Annotated in this window: 11 protein-coding genes; 6 read left to right on the plus strand and 5 right to left on the minus strand. The window is 40.6% G+C overall.

Going from position 1 to position 16,487, the window contains the following annotated elements:
* Window positions 1-535: 535 nt before the first annotated feature.
* From MWU84_RS01660 to MWU84_RS01670, 3 genes are all read right to left on the minus strand, one after another.
* Complete coding sequence (locus tag MWU84_RS01660; RefSeq protein WP_246897483.1) at window positions 536-2,089, minus strand: aldehyde dehydrogenase family protein; 1,554 nt, start codon at window positions 2,087-2,089, stop codon at window positions 536-538.
* 152 nt (window positions 2,090-2,241) lie between these two features.
* Window positions 2,242-2,787, minus strand: coding sequence for a 3-hydroxyanthranilate 3,4-dioxygenase (locus MWU84_RS01665; protein WP_246897486.1), 546 nt, complete (start codon window positions 2,785-2,787; stop codon window positions 2,242-2,244).
* Window positions 2,788-2,915: 128 nt separating this feature from the next.
* Window positions 2,916-3,392: a CAP domain-containing protein gene (locus tag MWU84_RS01670; protein ID WP_246897489.1), complete on the minus strand. Its 477-nt coding sequence runs from the start codon at window positions 3,390-3,392 to the stop codon at window positions 2,916-2,918.
* Between the two features lie 354 nt (window positions 3,393-3,746).
* Here MWU84_RS01670 and MWU84_RS01675 point away from each other — a divergent pair, with 354 nt between their 5' ends.
* Both MWU84_RS01675 and MWU84_RS01680 read left to right on the plus strand, forming a co-directional pair.
* Window positions 3,747-9,257, plus strand: a complete 5,511-nt coding sequence (locus MWU84_RS01675; RefSeq protein ID WP_246897492.1) for an MG2 domain-containing protein — start codon at window positions 3,747-3,749, stop codon at window positions 9,255-9,257.
* 91 nt (window positions 9,258-9,348) lie between these two features.
* A complete protein-coding gene (locus MWU84_RS01680; protein WP_246897494.1) occupies window positions 9,349-9,879 on the plus strand; it encodes a DUF5004 domain-containing protein in 531 nt (176 codons plus the stop codon).
* Window positions 9,880-9,950: 71 nt separating this feature from the next.
* Here the strand turns inward: MWU84_RS01680 and MWU84_RS01685 are convergent, their stop codons facing one another.
* Window positions 9,951-10,499 (minus strand): CvpA family protein, encoded by a 549-nt coding sequence (locus tag MWU84_RS01685; RefSeq protein WP_246897497.1) that lies wholly within the window; start codon window positions 10,497-10,499, stop codon window positions 9,951-9,953.
* Between the two features lie 107 nt (window positions 10,500-10,606).
* Here MWU84_RS01685 and MWU84_RS01690 point away from each other — a divergent pair, with 107 nt between their 5' ends.
* The 4 genes from MWU84_RS01690 (at window position 10,607) to MWU84_RS01705 (ending at window position 15,406) form a co-directional block, all read left to right on the plus strand.
* Window positions 10,607-10,963 (plus strand): hypothetical protein, encoded by a 357-nt coding sequence (locus MWU84_RS01690; protein ID WP_246897499.1) that lies wholly within the window; start codon window positions 10,607-10,609, stop codon window positions 10,961-10,963.
* Window positions 10,964-10,965: 2 nt separating this feature from the next.
* Complete coding sequence (locus MWU84_RS01695) at window positions 10,966-11,277, plus strand: antibiotic biosynthesis monooxygenase (RefSeq protein WP_246897501.1); 312 nt, start codon at window positions 10,966-10,968, stop codon at window positions 11,275-11,277.
* Window positions 11,258-13,648 (plus strand): penicillin-binding protein 1C, encoded by a 2,391-nt coding sequence (pbpC, locus tag MWU84_RS01700; protein WP_246897503.1) that lies wholly within the window; start codon window positions 11,258-11,260, stop codon window positions 13,646-13,648. Before MWU84_RS01695 ends, pbpC begins: the two co-directional genes overlap by 20 nt.
* A gap of 90 nt (window positions 13,649-13,738) precedes the next feature.
* Window positions 13,739-15,406 carry a glycerol-3-phosphate dehydrogenase/oxidase gene (locus MWU84_RS01705; RefSeq protein WP_246897505.1) on the plus strand — a complete coding sequence of 556 codons (1,668 nt, stop codon included), beginning with the start codon at window positions 13,739-13,741 and terminating at the stop codon, window positions 15,404-15,406.
* A 52-nt stretch (window positions 15,407-15,458) separates the two neighbouring features.
* Here the strand turns inward: MWU84_RS01705 and MWU84_RS01710 are convergent, their stop codons facing one another.
* Window positions 15,459-16,460 (minus strand): NAD(P)H-dependent glycerol-3-phosphate dehydrogenase, encoded by a 1,002-nt coding sequence (locus MWU84_RS01710; protein WP_246897507.1) that lies wholly within the window; start codon window positions 16,458-16,460, stop codon window positions 15,459-15,461.
* Window positions 16,461-16,487 lie beyond the last annotated feature (27 nt).

A 16,487-nucleotide genomic window follows, 5' to 3' on the forward strand; every position in this document is an offset into this window, starting at 1 on the left:
AGGAAAATTATTGGATCTGTTTGAAGAGTCCCAACCCCTTTGATAATTCATCTCGTTATTTAGGTTTAAGGAAGATTCCAGGATTTGTTAAGAGCCAATATTTCTCGAACTTTAGGGCGTAAAATTGGGGCAAGAATTAAGAGCGGTACGTGGAAAATTTACCAATTATACACGTTTTATTACCATCTATATAATTTTGCTTTTAAACATGGATTGAAATATAGACTTTAGCGTAAATATTATAATAATAAAGACCTTATTTCTCCCGACGAAGTTCCGGCATTGAAATAGGTCTTTTACACCATAATTATTTGAGTTAGTTTGGTTAAACCCGCAGCTATTTCTAATGGACCTATTCGGGGGGAGGGGAAATTTTCAAGTGGCTACGGGTTTATTAAATCCCAAACTGTCAAATTATAACTTTTTGTCTTGGAGTATAGAGCTGCTTCAGGATGTAATTTGGTTGGTTAGTTTTAAACCCGCTATGTACTGGTTCACTACCAGTACATAGCGGGTTTTTTAATGGGATTTGCTTTTAAAGGTCAAACTTTATCCCTTGAGCTAAAGGCAATTCTGTGGTATAGTTTATAGTGTTGGTCTGTCTTCTCATATAGATTTTCCATGCATCCGAGCCAGATTCACGTCCTCCACCTGTTTCTTTTTCCCCGCCAAAAGCTCCTCCTATTTCGGCACCGGAAGTTCCAATATTAACATTGGCTATACCGCAATCGCTACCTTGGACGGATAAAAAGCGTTCTGCTTCCCGCAGATTATTTGTCATTATTGCCGAGGATAGTCCCTGTACAACCCCATTCTGAATGGCTATGGCGTTTTCTACATCCCCGGAATACTTTAAGAGATATAATATTGGGGCAAAAGTCTCGTGCTGTACAATCTCATAAGTGTTGGTCGCTTCGGCAATGGCAGGTTGTACATAGCATCCACTTTCGTATCCTTCCCCCTGCAAAACGCCACCTTCAACAATAAGATTGCCTCCTTCTTCCACAACCTTCTTAAGCGCCTGTTGGTACATCTTAACCGCATCGGTATCGATCAATGGACCTACATGGTTGTTCTGATCCAGTGGATTTCCGATTCGCAATTGCCTGTAAGCGGTAACGATAGCATCTTTCACCTTGTCGTAAATAGAATCGTGTATTATTAATCTTCGTGTGGAGGTACAACGCTGGCCTGCTGTGCCAACGGCGCCAAAAACAGCTCCAATAACTGTCATTTTTATATCTGCATCCGGGGTTACGATAATTGCATTGTTTCCTCCCAGTTCCAATAGTGATTTCCCCAATCGTGCAGCTACTGCTTGGGCCACAATTTTCCCCATACGTATGGAGCCTGTTGCAGATACCAGAGGAATTCTTTTGTCATGGGTCATATACTCACCTACCTTATAATCACCATTGATCAAACTGGAAATACCTTCCGGAAGGTTATTCTCCCTAAACACGCTAGCTGTAATGTTTTGGCAGGCCACGCCACATAGGGGTGTTTTTTCACTGGGCTTCCAAATGCAAACGTCTCCCGAAACCCATGCCAAGGCAGTATTCCATGCCCATACGGCCACTGGGAAATTAAAGGCTGAAATTATTCCAACCACCCCTAAAGGATGATATTGTTCGTACATTCTATGTCCCGGCCTTTCGGAGTGCATGGTAAGTCCATGCAACTGTCTGGATAGACCAACGGCAAAATCGCAGATATCGATCATTTCCTGAACCTCTCCCAAACCTTCTTGATAAGATTTTCCCATTTCATAGGAAACCAACTTTCCCAAAGGTTCCTTAAGTTCACGAAGCTTATCGCCAAGCTGGCGTACTATTTCTCCCCTTTGGGGAGCGGGTTTTGTTCTCCAAATTTTAAATGCGTTGGTGGCCGCACCCATCACTTTTTCATAATCCTCTTTAGAGGTCGTCTTTACTTTGGCAATTAATGCACCATCAACAGGGGAATATGAGCTTATCTCCTCACCGCTGGAAAAATTATCCGAACCAGTTGAGGTTCCATGGTTTATAGTTTTGATGCCTAATTTTTTTAAGGCTTCCTGGATTCCAAATTCTTTCGCAATTTTTGACATTTATAACTATTTTATCGTTAATTGTTATATTTTTCAAATCTACAAATTAATGTGCAGTCTAAGATATAACCAACCATAAATGTTTAATAACCTAATTTATGGTTTTAGGTTGAATATAGAAGTTTAGAGGTTTTATTAAATAGAGATACTGGTTATTGGTCTTCCTTGGCAATAAACCTTTCGTCTACGGGCATTATAGTACCGCAATTGCTACAGGTTCTAAGTTCCTTGGAACCATAAAAGGTTTTAAAATGCCCTAGGAAGTCTTTTTCAATATCATTCAAAGTGAAGTAAACTTCATAAAGTTTGTTGTTGCAGTTATCGCAAAACCAAAGCAAGCCATCTTCAACGTTCATCTCGGCCCGTTTACGTTCAATGACCAGACCTATGGACCCTTCCTTCCTAACTGGGGAATGAGGTACTTTGGCCGGGTGCAGGTACATGTCCCCTGGGCCTAATTGCATGGTTTTTTTTTGACCATTTTCTTGAATATGGACCTCAATATTACCTTCCAACTGATAAAACAGTTCCTCTGTTTCATTATAATGGTAGTCCTTTCTGGCATTGGGCCCGGCAACAATCATAACAATATAGTCTCCCGATTCCTTGTATAGGTTTTTATTGCCTACAGGGGGTTTTAAAGTATCCCTATTCTCGGAAATCCATTTATTTAGATTGAATGGTTTTTTTATGGACATAGCGCATCTTATAGAAGTTAATATTATATACCACCAGCAGTTCAAAATTGATAGTAACTGCTCAGCTATCAAATATTAAAACGCGGTTTAATATCAAAAATAATAAAAGTAATCTGCTTTTTAGAAGACTATCGGTAGAAGAGTTGTGTAAAATATAGTTTGCCTTCGGTGTTTCTCTTTACACTTACCGCGGTATGCGTAAATTCTCCCTCCATAGTTTTTTTATGGTCAGAACTGGCCAACCATTTTTGAAAGGCTTCCAGGGCAGAATCATAATCTTTGGCAACATTTTCCGAGACAAAAGAGGCATTTACTGCTTGGGAAATATCGGATGCCCGTGCGCTAAAATTGTCGTGGTTAATAGAGCCTTTGGCTATCATATAGTCGGTATGCTTGTTGGCATACTCATAAGCCACTACACTAAAATCCAAATTGTTATAGCCTAGGGAGGTACGATGGTCGTTGACGATCCCGAGTAATTCCTGTTCCACCTCGACCGCATTTTCGGCTTCGGGACTAACTGCCGGCTCTATAGACTCTGTGCTGCATGAGACTACTACAAATGCGAACAAAAGCATTACAAAATAATGCAATTTCATTTTCATATAATGTTCTATTTGTAAGTAGGAAGAAAGGGAAGAATGGGGTATTCTTATGTTCTCGTAATTGGCTTCTCGTAACCAATAGTTGTAATATTAAAGAATTTATTTATCCCGAAGTTGAATTAAGTGATTTATTCGACGAAATGCATAGCTCGTTATGAATCCTGTAATCCAAGGATTACGTAATTGGTAAACCTAACACTCCACATGCCATACAGACTAGGAATTTCGAATTTTTAAGACTGCATCTAGAATAAAAATAAAAGGAAAAAAATCTTGTGCCTTGCTTAATTAGGTCAAATAATATCTCCTAAATGGAAATCCTTTTATCTTTACGGTACAAAATTGGTTCTTTTCATGAAATTACTTGTCCGCACCCTAGTATTTCTATTTATAGTTGGTTGTAACCCGAAAAAAGAGACTGGAAAAACTTCAATAGACAACTTAAATCTTTATCAGGAATATATAACGGAAGTGTCCCATGGAATCATTTCTGCAAAAGCCGATGTAAGGGTAGTGTTGAGTCGCCCAATTGATTCATGGGAAAGCGGAAAGGAACTGGATGGCGATTTACTAGTTGTATTTCCCAAGACAAGTGGCAAGGTGATAGCCTTGGATAGTAGAACCATTGCTTTTATACCCGAAGCCGGTTTTCTACAGGATAGCAACTATAGGTTTACATTGAACCTTGGGTCTATAATATCTGGGGTCCCAAAGGAATTGCGCGATTTTAATTTTGAGCTGAAAACATTGAAACAACAGTTTAATGTGTATACCCAGGCGCTGCAATCCTATTCCAAGGATTATCAATATATGGAAGGACAATTGAAAAGTGCCGATCAATTAAGTTTAGAAAATGCCAAGCAGTTGCTGGAAGTGAAACAACAGGGAAAAAAGGTTTCTGTTAAATTTGATGAATCCATAAGTGAAGGAACCCAGTTTTATTTTAAGATCGATAGTATCCAGAGATTTACAGAGGATACGGACCTGGAGGTAGTCTGGGATGGCACCGGTATGGATATTGAAAGTGTTGGAAAAAATACGATCAAGATCCCCGGCAAGAGTAATTTTAGTATTCTGGATGTTAGTTTGGAGACCGGGGAAAACCAAATCATTAATATCAATTTTTCGGATCCCCTAAAAAAAGGACAAAACTTTAAGGGTTTGGTGGTGTTGGAAGGTGATGGCAACCTTAAATATGATGTTGTAGGGAATACCTTGAAGATATACCCATCCAAGGAGATGAGCACAACACTTCAGCTCGAGGTTTTTGAGGGGATTGAAAGTATTGATGGGTACAAGCTAAAGACAAAGCTTGTAGAGCGGGTAGCGTTCGAACAAATAAAACCGGAAGTACGACTCTTGTCCAATGGTACGATTTTACCCTCCTCCAATAATTTGAAAATCAATTTTGAAGCTGTAAATCTGAAATCTGTTGATATTACTGTCTATAAGATTTTTGAGGACAATGTTCTGCAGTTCCTACAGGGAAATGATCTTAATGGGAGCTATAACCTAAAGACGGTCGCACGGCCAATAGCCTCCAAAAAATTGGATTTGGAAAACAGTCTTAGTGGGAATAATGGAAAATGGTCGGCGCATGCAATAGATTTAGAAACACTTATTACGTCCGAGGTAGGGGCAATTTATAGGGTCGAACTTGGTTTTAAACCCTCGTATAGCCTTTTTAAATGTGACGATACCAATTTTGAACAGGAAACTTCATCGGAAGATGTTTTTGATCAAGAAACGGAAAATAGTTCATGGGACGGGGTGGAATCCTATTATGAAGACTATTACTTCAACTATGATTGGAATCAACGTGATAACCCTTGCCATACTTCCTATTACTATGATAAAACGGTGGGGGCCAATGTTTTGGCCTCGGATCTGGGAGTAATCGTAAAACAAGGGGTGAACAAAAGTTATTTTGTAGCGGTCAATGACATTATAAGTACCGATCCCGTTGCAGGGGCCAAGGTAACTTTCTATAATTACCAGCAGCAGCCCATTGGACAGGTAACAACCGAATTGGATGGCACCGCTCTCTTCGATACCGATAATTTGGCCTACTTTGCAGTAGCAGAGAGCAATGGTCACAAGACCTATGTTAAACTAAATGACGGAAACGCCCTGTCCGTCAGTAAGTTTAATATTGATGGGGTTGCATTGCAAAAGGGGATCAAAGGTTTTATTTTTGGGGAAAGGGGTGTCTGGCGTCCTGGCGACGAGCTTTTTCTTTCCTTTATATTGAACGATAAGGCCAATAAGCTCCCCGTAGGACATCCCGTAAAATTGGAATTGATAGATCCCTACAACAAGATCGTGCACCGGGAAATAAGGACTAATTCCCTCAACAATTTTTATAGTTTTGTTTTAAGGACGGATGAGAATGCACCTACCGGCAATTGGATAGCGAAGGTGTCTGTAGGAGGGGCAACCTTTACCAAAACCATTAGGATTGAAACAATAAAGCCCAATCGATTAAAGATTAAGACCGCGTTTGAAAATGAGGTGTTGACTAGCGGTAGACCCATAAAAGGGAGGCTGGAGGTGGCTTGGCTTCACGGTGCGGTGGCCAAAAACCTGAAAGCGGATATTACGGCTAGGTTCAATGTGGAGACTACGACTTTTAAGAATTTTCCGGCTTATGTTTTCGATGATCCCACAAGGGCGTTTGCCACTGAGGATCAGATTATTTTTAATAGTGCTGTCAATGCCGAAGGTAAAGCGGACTTTAGTATAAGCCCACAAATTAATAGCCAGGCTCCAGGAATGCTAACGGCAGCGTTTATTACCAAGGTATACGAAAACGGTGGCGATTTTAGTACGGATGTCTTTACGAAGCAATTTTCGCCATTCAGTACCTATGTGGGGTTGAATGTGCCCAAGGGCGATAAGACCAGGGGCATGTTGCTTACAGATCAACCCCATAAGTTTGAATTGGTAACGGTTGATGAAATGGGCAATGCCAAATCTACCAAGAATTTAAAAGTGGCAATTTATAAAGTTAGCTGGAGATGGTGGTGGGAGACTTCTGCCGATAATCTATCCAATTTTAGTAGCAGTGAGTATCAGGAGAAAGTATTCGAGGAAACCATTAGTACCAATGCCAGCGGTAAGGCATCATTTAACTTTGAGTTAAAATATCCCGATTGGGGGCGATACTTGGTGCGGGTGGAAGACCCGAAAGGGGGTCATGCGACCGGTAAAACAATTTATATAGATTGGCCGGGATGGGCGGGAAAATCCATGAAAAATGATCCTTCCGCTGCTACTATGTTAATATTCTCTACGGACAAGGAAGTCTATAAAGTGGGGGAAACGGCCACTGTTACTTTTCCTGGTTCTGAAGGGGGAAGGGCATTGGTTACCATTGAAAATGGTAGTGAAGTCCTAAATTCACTTTGGGTGGAGGCCAAAAAAGGGGAAACAAAATTTGAAATTCCCATATCTGAATTATATACTCCCAATGTATACATTAATATTAGTTTGTTACAGCCCCATGCCTCTACTATAAACGATTCCCCTATTCGTATGTATGGGGTGGTCCCCATATCGGTAGAAGATCCTTTGACCAAACTACAGCCAGAAATTGCCATGCCGGATGTCTTGAGCCCCCAGGAAAGTATCACACTTAAGGTAAATGAGAAACACGGTAGGGCCATGACCTATAGTATAGCTATGGTGGATGAAGGATTGCTGGACCTGACCCGTTATAAAACCCCAAATCCGTGGAGTTCTTTTTATGCGAGAGAGGCACTGGGAGTCAAGAGTTGGGATGTGTACGATGATGTAATCGGGGCCTTTGGGGGACGAATAAATCAGGTATTTGCTATTGGCGGGGATGGAGAATTGGCCGGAGCCAAAAATAAAAAGGCCAATCGCTTTGAGCCTATAGTGGTTTTTCTGGGTCCCTTCAGCTTGGATAAAGGGGAGACAAAAGCGCACAAAATAGACATCCCCAAATATATTGGATCTGTACGCACAATGGTGATAGCCGGAAATTCCGGGGAGGCCGCATATGGAGTGGCAGAAAAAGCAACTCCAGTGAGAAAACCCCTTATGGTATTGGCTTCCTTACCAAGGAAAATTACCCCAGGAGAGACAGTAACTTTACCGGTTACGGTTTTTGCTATGGAGAACAAGGTAAAGGAGGTGACTTTGCAAATTAAGGCAGATCCTTCCTTTAGCGTAGTAGGTAAGACTGTACAAAATGTTTCCTTCTCCCAACCGGATGAGAAAATGGCCTACTTCCAATTAAAGGTAGCCGATTATAAGGGGATTGGTAAGGTGGTGGTAGAGGCTTACGGGAATGGTGAAAAGGCATCTTTTGAGGTGCCGATCGATGTAGTGAATCCAAACCCTTTAACTACCGTTACCGAGAATATTATCCTGGAGGCCGGGAGTAGTGGAAAAATCAATTTTGAGACTTTTGGTATTCCGGGCAGCAACGGGGCAGAGGTAGAATTTTCTACACTTCCACCAATGAATTTTAATGGAAGAATGCAATATTTGATCCAATATCCCCATGGATGTTTGGAGCAGACCATATCCGGTGCTTTTCCACAGTTGTTTATTGCGGATATCTTCGATATCAGGATATCCAAGAAAAAAGAGATACAGCAAAATATTGAAAGCGCCATAAAAAGAGTTGGTAGTTACCAAACCCCAGGTGGGGGTTTTGCCTATTGGCCGGGACAAAATTATGCCGATGATTGGAGTTCGTCCTATGTGGGTCACTTTTTGTTGGAAGCTGAAAAAAAGGGATATGTTTTGCCTCTGGGATTCAGGTCTTCTTGGGTAAATTATCAGCAGAATATAGCTAGGCAATGGAGATCTGGGACAGGATATTCTGATTTGGCCCAAGCATATAGATTATATACCTTGGCATTGTCAGGTAATGCCGATATTGCTTCAATGAACAGATTAAGGGAAACCCTTAATCTTTCCAACGAGGGAAAATTCCGCTTGGCAGCTGCCTATGGGCTTGTTGGCCAGGAGCCTGTGGCCCAACAAATAATCAAATCCGCAAATTATGATTTTTCGGATAGTAAATATGATGACTATACTTATGGGTCTTCCGATCGTAATAGGGCCATGGCCTTAGAAACCTTCGTGCTTTTAAAAGATAAGTTAAAAGCTCAGGAAATGGCCAAGAATTTGGCAAAACGTTTAAGTTCGGAAAAATGGATGAGTACCCAAAGTACTTCCTATTGCCTCTTGGCACTGGCAAAATTTGCCGATATGGTCGGAGGTAAGGGTATCAAGGCCAGTATTACGGTCAATGGTAGTAAGTCTACTATAAATACGGAAAAAACCTTGTCCAATATTGGACTGGGAATTAGTACTGGCACCAATGCTATCGATTTAAAAAATACTGGTGAGAATTTGCTCTATATAAGCATGGTTAAGAGTGGAATCCTGCCTGTAGGAGAAGAAAGGGAACTGCAGCGGAATTTAGTAGCCAATGTAACCTTCAAGGGAAGGAACGGTATTAAATTGGACCCTTCTTCTATAATGCAGGGCACGGATTTTGTCGCGGAAGTATCGCTTACCAATACCAAGGCAGAATTGATCAAAAATGTGGCATTGTCCGAAATATTCCCTAGTGGCTGGGAAATAGTAAATACAAGGTTCACGGATTTTGGAGATTTTGCGGAAAATGAAGTGACTTATACAGATTTGAGGGATGATAGGGCCAATTTTTATTTTGACCTGAAGAAGAACGAAACAAAAACTTTTACGGTATTGTTGAACGCATCCTATTTGGGAAGATATTATATGCCCGGCATACAGGCGGAGGCTATGTACAATAATGATTACGTGGTGCGTACTAAGGGGCAATGGGTAGAGGTTGTACAGTAATTATTCTTATTGGTCAGGAAAAAATGAAGGTCTTTTTACGCAACCCTTTTGTGTTTTTTGCATTTATAAATAAAAATATAAATAGCAACATATGAAAAAAACAACTTGGTTTGGGCTCCTTGGGGCAATTGCATTTAACAGCCTTTTGGTAGGTTGTAGTACGGATAATACTGTTGAATGTCCTGCTGATTTTGAAGGGGCACTCGTAGAGGAAGAAAATAGTTTGATCGGTACTTGGGAGATGACGGCCATAGTGGCTCAAAAAGAAGTAGATCTTACCAAAGACAACGTGGAGAATCCTAAAAAGGATATTTATGCACAATATACCGACTGCGAAAAAGATGCCGAGTATACTTTTGGCCCAGGTCGCGCCTACGAATTCGCCCAAGGGCAAAATGCTTCCACATGCAGTAATAAGGTTAAGATTGAAGGGACCTGGAAGCTCTCCAGTGGCACCCTAGGTTTTATTGGTAATTGTTCCGCTCAAAATTTGAAAATTGTTTTCAATGCGGAGAAAACGGCCTATACCACTACTTCCAATTTCAATATTACGGATGTAAATGGTTTAACGGTACAAACAGACGTTACTTTTACCTATACCAAAGTGGAAGCTACCCAATAATTGGAATTGTATTGAAGGACTATATCATCCTATAGGCCAGATTTTTTTTCTGGTGCTATAGGATGATGTAATTAGGCGCCTACCTTAATGAAGGTGTCTTTTTCGTTGTTCACGGGCGGTTCGGCCTGCAATGTGTTACTTTCCTTTAACACCTTACTAAAAACAAAGGCTCCTATTTCTTTTACAGGGCTATATAGTTTGGACTCGTCAATGGACTCTTGCTTAACAAATCCAAGTTGATTATTGGTCCTGTCAAAAAAGATCAATAGGGCACCTAGGATTACAGCAACCTTCAGAGCGCCAAATATTCCTCCTGCTATTTTATTTAGTAATCCCAACATGGCAAAATCGGCAATCTTGGTCAATAGTCTTCCTGCTATATTAACCACTAGGACAATAATTATAAAGGTGATCAAGAAAGAAGTAGTGTTCATATATCGTTCGTTCCAATCCATATTTTCGGAAAGATATTCCCCTGCAATGTACGAGAAGTGAATGGCACCATACAAACCTGCAATAAGGGCAACCAAAGATGCCACTTCTACAAAGAGACCATTTTTAATTCCTTTGTACAGGCCATAAAGTAATAGTAGTCCAATAATGATATCCAATACACCCATACTTAAAGTCTTTTGACAAATATAAAACTTTGATTTGTACCTTTGGACAATTCTATTGTACTTGGATAAATGAAGGTAACAATAGAGCTAAATCTGAATAAATTACAATGTCTAGAGATACACAATTAAAAGATAGATGGGAGATTTTGGTAAAAAAACTGTCTTCACAATTTGCGGACAACGATCCGTTGGAATTGGATGCGATAATATATCTGGTGGGAGTCCAGGAATTGGGGCAAATTCACAAAACCTTTAAAAAGGACGAAAAATTAAATCTGATGCATATTGCTATTTGTAGGTTGTTGGAACCTTATGGGTATTATGAGTTCGATTTTTTTGATGAAGAGGGCTGGCCGCATTATAATATAAAGGAAGAACTTCCCCCATTAAAGGCCGGCGAACAATCCGTATTGATGAAAGAAGCACTGGTAAGCTACTTTTTGGAAAAGGAATACATTTTATAAGCATGGAACTTAAAAAGCCCTATTACGCCGTAATATTTTCATCAATTACTACGCAAGATGATCGGGGGTATACGGAAATGGCCCAACAGATGGAGTCATTGGCCAAAAAACAGGCAGGTTTTCTAGGCTTTGAAAGTGCTAGGGATCAAATAGGGATTAGTGTAAGTTATTGGGAAAGTCTGGCTGCAATAGCGGATTGGAAAATGCAGGCGGATCATTTGTTTGCCCAAAAAAAAGGTAGGGAAGAATGGTACAAATGGTATAAAGTGCGTATTTGTATGGTAGAAAGGGAATATGAATTTGGAAACGGATAGGGATCCAGTTAAAGGAGAAACAATCTTTCAAAGGTTGAAGGGACTAATTCAAGAGCATCCTAAAAAGTTGATTGTCCTAAGCCTACTGTTGATCAGCTATTATTTCTGTTTGCCAAAACAATTGTTCCAAACTCCCCATGCCACCGTTGTTGAGAGTAATTCTGGTAAGCTTCTGGGAGCATTGATTGCAGAGGACGGGCAGTGGAGATTCCCGGTAGTGGATAGTGTTCCTTACAAATTTGAGACTTGTATTTTAAATTTTGAAGACGCCCATTTTTATCAACACCCCGGTTTTAATCCTGTTTCCATAAGCAAGGCTTTACTAGCAAATCTTCTGGCAGGGAAAACGGTGAGAGGGGGCAGTACCCTTACCCAGCAGGTGATACGTTTGTCTCGCAACCGCAAAAAACGGACCTACTGGGAAAAAATCAGGGAACTGGTTTTGGCAACTAGATTGGAGTTGCGTTTTTCCAAGAAACATATTTTAAAACTGTATGCCAGCCATGCTCCATTTGGTGGGAATGTGGTAGGACTGGAGGCGGCGGCGTGGCGCTATTTTGGGATGCAGCCAAATCAAATGTCATGGGCCGAAGCGGCTACTTTGGCCGTATTGCCCAATGCCCCAAGTTTGATTTACCCAGGGAAAAATCAAACAAAACTGCGAAACAAAAGAAATAGGTTGCTGAACAAATTGCTGAAGAACAATTATATAGATAGTACTACCTACCAGCTTTCACTTTTGGAGGAATTGCCTAAAAAGCCTTTTCCTTTACCGGATACCGCACCTCATGTGGTGCAATACTTGTCTAAAATAAATAAAGGAAAGAGAATTTTGACCCATTTGGATGGGAATCTGCAAGCGAGTGTCAATAGCGTTGTAGATAGGCATTACAAAAACCTGAAACAGAATCAGGTTTACAATACGGCAGTTATGGTGATGGATGTTAAAACACGTAAGGTGCTGTCATACGTAGGTAACACCCCAACGGATAGGGAACACGAAAAGGATGTAGATATGGTACAGGCCAATAGGAGCACGGGGAGTGTTCTTAAACCTTTATTGTACACGGCCATGATGAATGCTGGAGAATTGTTGCCCGGTATGCTAATACCGGACGTTCCAACTCAAATAGCGGGTTATGCCCCGGAGAACTTCAACGAGACTTATAGTGGGGCCGTGGAGGCGGACAAGGCCTTGGCCAAGTCCCTTAATATTCCGGCAGTGCGACTTTTGCGATCCTACGGTCTGGAAAAATTTAGGGACCAACTGGATCTGTTTAATTTAAGGGGCCTTAATAAGTCTGCCGATCATTATGGACTAACCTTAATTCTTGGTGGCGCTGAAACCAATCTATGGGATTTGTGTAAAACCTATGCCTCCTTGGCTTCTACAATAAATCATTTTAATCTAACCTCAAGTGAGTATTATACCAAGGAATTTGTAGAACCCATTCTAACAGTGGATACCATGGTCGATTTTGGTGTAAAGTCAACTGTAGAAACTATTTTTGACGCAGCTAGCATCTATCTGACCTTTGAGGCCATGAAAAAAGTAAACAGGCCGGAGGGGAATGAATCTTGGGAGTTTTTTGATTCCTCCAAACAGATAGCTTGGAAAACAGGTACCAGTTTCGGAAATAAGGATGCTTGGGCCATTGGTGTTACCGAAGGGCACGTAGTTGGTGTTTGGGCCGGTAATGCGGACGGTGAAGGACGGCCTAATCATACCGGGCTAACCAGTGCTGCACCAATTTTATTTGATGTGTTTGATCTTCTGCCAAGATCTGCTTGGTTTCAAAAACCAGAGGATGAGTTTACGGAAATTAATGTCTGTTCGGAAAGCGGTTACTTGGCAACGGACATATGTCCCAAAACGGAAATTTCTATCCCCAAAAAGCAAAATTTCGTTCAGGCCTGCCCGTATCATCAATTGGTGCATTTAGAAGTACAAAAGCAGTTTAGGGTTAATTCATCCTGCGCAGATTTGTCACAAACAGCTAGCGAATCTTGGTTTGTATTGCCACCAATGATGGAATATTATTTCAAAAAGGGACACCCCTCCTATAGGCCACTGCCCCCCTTTCTGGAATACTGTAGGGAAACCAACACTGCAGCTATGGAGTTTATTTATCCAAGTAACGGAAGTAGAATCACCTTGGCAAGAAATTTTGAAGGAAAGAAGAACGAATTGGTAGTTAAGTTGGCACATATTAAACCGGAAACAGCAGTTTATTGGTATTTGGATGAGAAATTTATTGGGCAAACCACAGACTATCACGAAATAGGAGTGACACCCGCACCCGGAAAGCATAGAATTACAGCAGTTGATGCTCTGGGCAATGAAGTTATTATAATGATAACGATAGAGTAACAGTTGCACTTTGATATGGACCTATAATCAGTTATCTTTAGAAACATTATAGAAAAAAGTTTACTCCCAACGAACCCATAATATATATAGATGATAAAAGATATTCGATTTTCTAATTTAGATAGGAAAAAAACCGTTGATAAACTTTCCAAGGAAGTATTTGACCTTGTCGTAATCGGTGGCGGTATTACAGGCGGGGGGATTGCCTTGGATGCTGCATCTAGGGGTTTAAAGGTTGCCCTGGTAGAAAAAAATGATTTTGCATCTGGAACCAGTAGTAAATCAACAAAATTGATTCATGGCGGCTTGCGATATCTAAAGCAGTTTGATTTCTGGCTGGTTAAGGAAGTAGGTTCTGAAAGAGCTATAGTCCATAATTTGGCACCTCATTTAGTCTTGCCGGAGAAAATGTTGTTACCGCTTATAGAAAACGGATCTTATGGTAAATGGCTTACCTCAATAGGTTTAAAGGTTTACGATATTTTGGCCCAGGTGACTGGCGATGATAAACGTAAAATGTTGGAGAAGAAAGAGGCCCTGAAATTAGAACCTTTATTGCCCAAAAAAATCTTGAAAGGAGCGGGCTATTATGCCGAATATAGGACCGATGATGCCAGGCTTACTATGGAGACTATAAAGACCAGTCTTCACCATGGCGCCATTGCGTTAAACTATGCTGAGGTGAAGGACTTTATTTATGAAGAGGATATGGTTGCGGGGGTTAAGGTGAAAGATACGGTTTTGGATACCGAATTCACTATAGCATCCAAGTATGTAATAAGTGCCGCAGGACCTTGGGTAGATGAACTTCGGGGGATTAACAACTCCAAAAAAGGAAAGCGCCTGCATCTTACCAAAGGGGTACATTTGGTTTTTCCCTATGAAAAATTGCCTATAAAACAATCCGTTTATTTTGATATCCCGGATGGACGGATGATGTTCGCGATCCCAAGGGGCAAGATTACCTATATTGGAACCACGGACACCAATTTTAATGAGAACAAGGATAGCGTAAAAACTGATGTGGCCGATGCTATTTATTTAATATCTGCCGTAAATAATATGTTTCCAAAGATAAATTTGGAAATGGAAGATATTATCTCTTCATGGGCAGGATTGCGCCCACTTATACACGAAGAAGGCAAGTCGGCCTCTGAACTATCCCGAAAAGATGAAATTTTTACTTCGGATACCGGTCTCATAAGTATTGCTGGGGGGAAGCTTACGGGGTATCGTAAAATGGCAGAGCGAGTGGTGAACAGAGTAGCCAAAAAAATGGAGGAAGAATATGGGATTAGTGTCAAGGATTCGGATACGGAGCATATACCTTTATGTGGTAACGATTTTAAAAAGTATAAATACGTTAAGAAATATATTGCCGAAATCCAAGAAAGGTTGGCCCCTGAGGGATTTTCTAAATATGACGCCTGGTATTTGGTAACTAATTATGGAAAGCAGACCGAAACAATATTACAATACTACGCAAAACAGAAAGCAGATGATCATATGTTGGGTATGGCAAAAGCCGAGCTAAAGTTTGCCATAGAAAATGAAATGGTACAAACTCCAATGGATTTCTTTATAAGAAGAACCGGAAGATTATACTTTGATATCGATAGCATTAGAAGTTTGATGGAACCCATATTGGCGGAGTTCAGAACCGTATTTAAGCTTAATGATGAGGTAATCAACACCTATCGGGAGACCTTGGAGAGAGAAATGGAGGAGCATTCCAACTTTTCGCTGGACCGAATTTAGCGAATACGTTCAAAGAATAATTTTATGGACTTAGGAAATTTATCTATTAATGCTAATCCAGCTTTTCGGTAAGTTCCTTAAAGACCTTTTTAGGGCTTTTATTTTCATAAAGCACTTGGTAAACGGCATTTAGGATAGGGGTCTTTGATTTTTTCTTATATTTTGCAACTATTAAATGGGCACTATTGGTGGCATAGTATCCCTCGGCTACCATTTTCATTTCCATCATGGCACTTTTTACCGTATAGCCTTTGCCTATCATGTTGCCAAACATTCTGTTACGGCTAAATACGGAGTATCCGGTCACCAAAAGATCTCCCAAATAAGCAGAGTCGTTAATGTTGCGCTTTATCTTATGTACCCAACCAATAAACCGCTTCATTTCTCTAATGGAGTTGCTCATAAGCACACTTTGAAAATTATCTCCATAACCCAAACCGTGGGCAATACCGGCAGCAATGGCATAAATATTTTTTAACATTGCAGCGTATTCCGTTCCAATAATATCGTCCGATATTTTTGTTTTTATATAGTCGCTGCTGAGGTGCTTGGCCACCAATTTGGCTTTTTCGGTATCGGCACAGGCTATGGTTAAATAGGATAAACGTTCCAAAGCAACTTCTTCCGCATGGCAGGGACCGGTAATGACCCCTATATTTTCAAATGGAATGTTATAGTTGGCATTAAAGTGTTCCCCGACGATCAAACTGGATTCGGGCACAATACCTTTAATGGCCGAAAAAACAATTTTGTCTTTAATGTCAACCTTTAATTGCTTCAATTCGTTTTCCAAAAAAGCGGAGGGAATTGCAAAAATAAGTACATCGGCATCAGCAACGGCCTTGTTAATGTCGTCTGTAAGGTTCAATTGGTCCGTATGAAATTCTACAGAACTAAGGTAATTGGGATTGTGCTTCTGTGTCTTAATATGTTCAATGGCATCCGTATTGCGCATATACCAGTTTACCACATCGGCATTCTCTGTCAACATCTTAACAATGGCTGTTGCCCAGCTACCACCACCCAACATTGCAAACTTAATATTGTTTTTCATTTAAATAATATTTCTTGTTCTTTATCC

Origin of the sequence: Arenibacter sp. F20364 (genome assembly GCF_023015905.1) — a bacterium.
In the GTDB taxonomy this organism is placed as follows: domain Bacteria; phylum Bacteroidota; class Bacteroidia; order Flavobacteriales; family Flavobacteriaceae; genus Arenibacter.

Coding starts and splice junctions, on each gene's coding strand:
- MWU84_RS01690 (WP_246897499.1), top strand. CDS start 10,607: ATGTCTAGAGATACACAATTAAAAGATAGATGGGAGATTTTGGTAAAA.
- MWU84_RS01660 (WP_246897483.1), bottom strand. CDS start 2,089: ATGTCAAAAATTGCGAAAGAATTTGGAATCCAGGAAGCCTTAAAAAAA.
- MWU84_RS01685 (WP_246897497.1), bottom strand. CDS start 10,499: ATGGGTGTATTGGATATCATTATTGGACTACTATTACTTTATGGCCTG.
- MWU84_RS01665 (WP_246897486.1), bottom strand. CDS start 2,787: ATGTCCATAAAAAAACCATTCAATCTAAATAAATGGATTTCCGAGAAT.
- MWU84_RS01670 (WP_246897489.1), bottom strand. CDS start 3,392: ATGAAAATGAAATTGCATTATTTTGTAATGCTTTTGTTCGCATTTGTA.
- MWU84_RS01705 (WP_246897505.1), top strand. CDS start 13,739: ATGATAAAAGATATTCGATTTTCTAATTTAGATAGGAAAAAAACCGTT.
- MWU84_RS01675 (WP_246897492.1), top strand. CDS start 3,747: ATGAAATTACTTGTCCGCACCCTAGTATTTCTATTTATAGTTGGTTGT.
- pbpC (WP_246897503.1), top strand. CDS start 11,258: ATGAATTTGGAAACGGATAGGGATCCAGTTAAAGGAGAAACAATCTTT.
- MWU84_RS01680 (WP_246897494.1), top strand. CDS start 9,349: ATGAAAAAAACAACTTGGTTTGGGCTCCTTGGGGCAATTGCATTTAAC.
- MWU84_RS01695 (WP_246897501.1), top strand. CDS start 10,966: ATGGAACTTAAAAAGCCCTATTACGCCGTAATATTTTCATCAATTACT.
- MWU84_RS01710 (WP_246897507.1), bottom strand. CDS start 16,460: ATGAAAAACAATATTAAGTTTGCAATGTTGGGTGGTGGTAGCTGGGCA.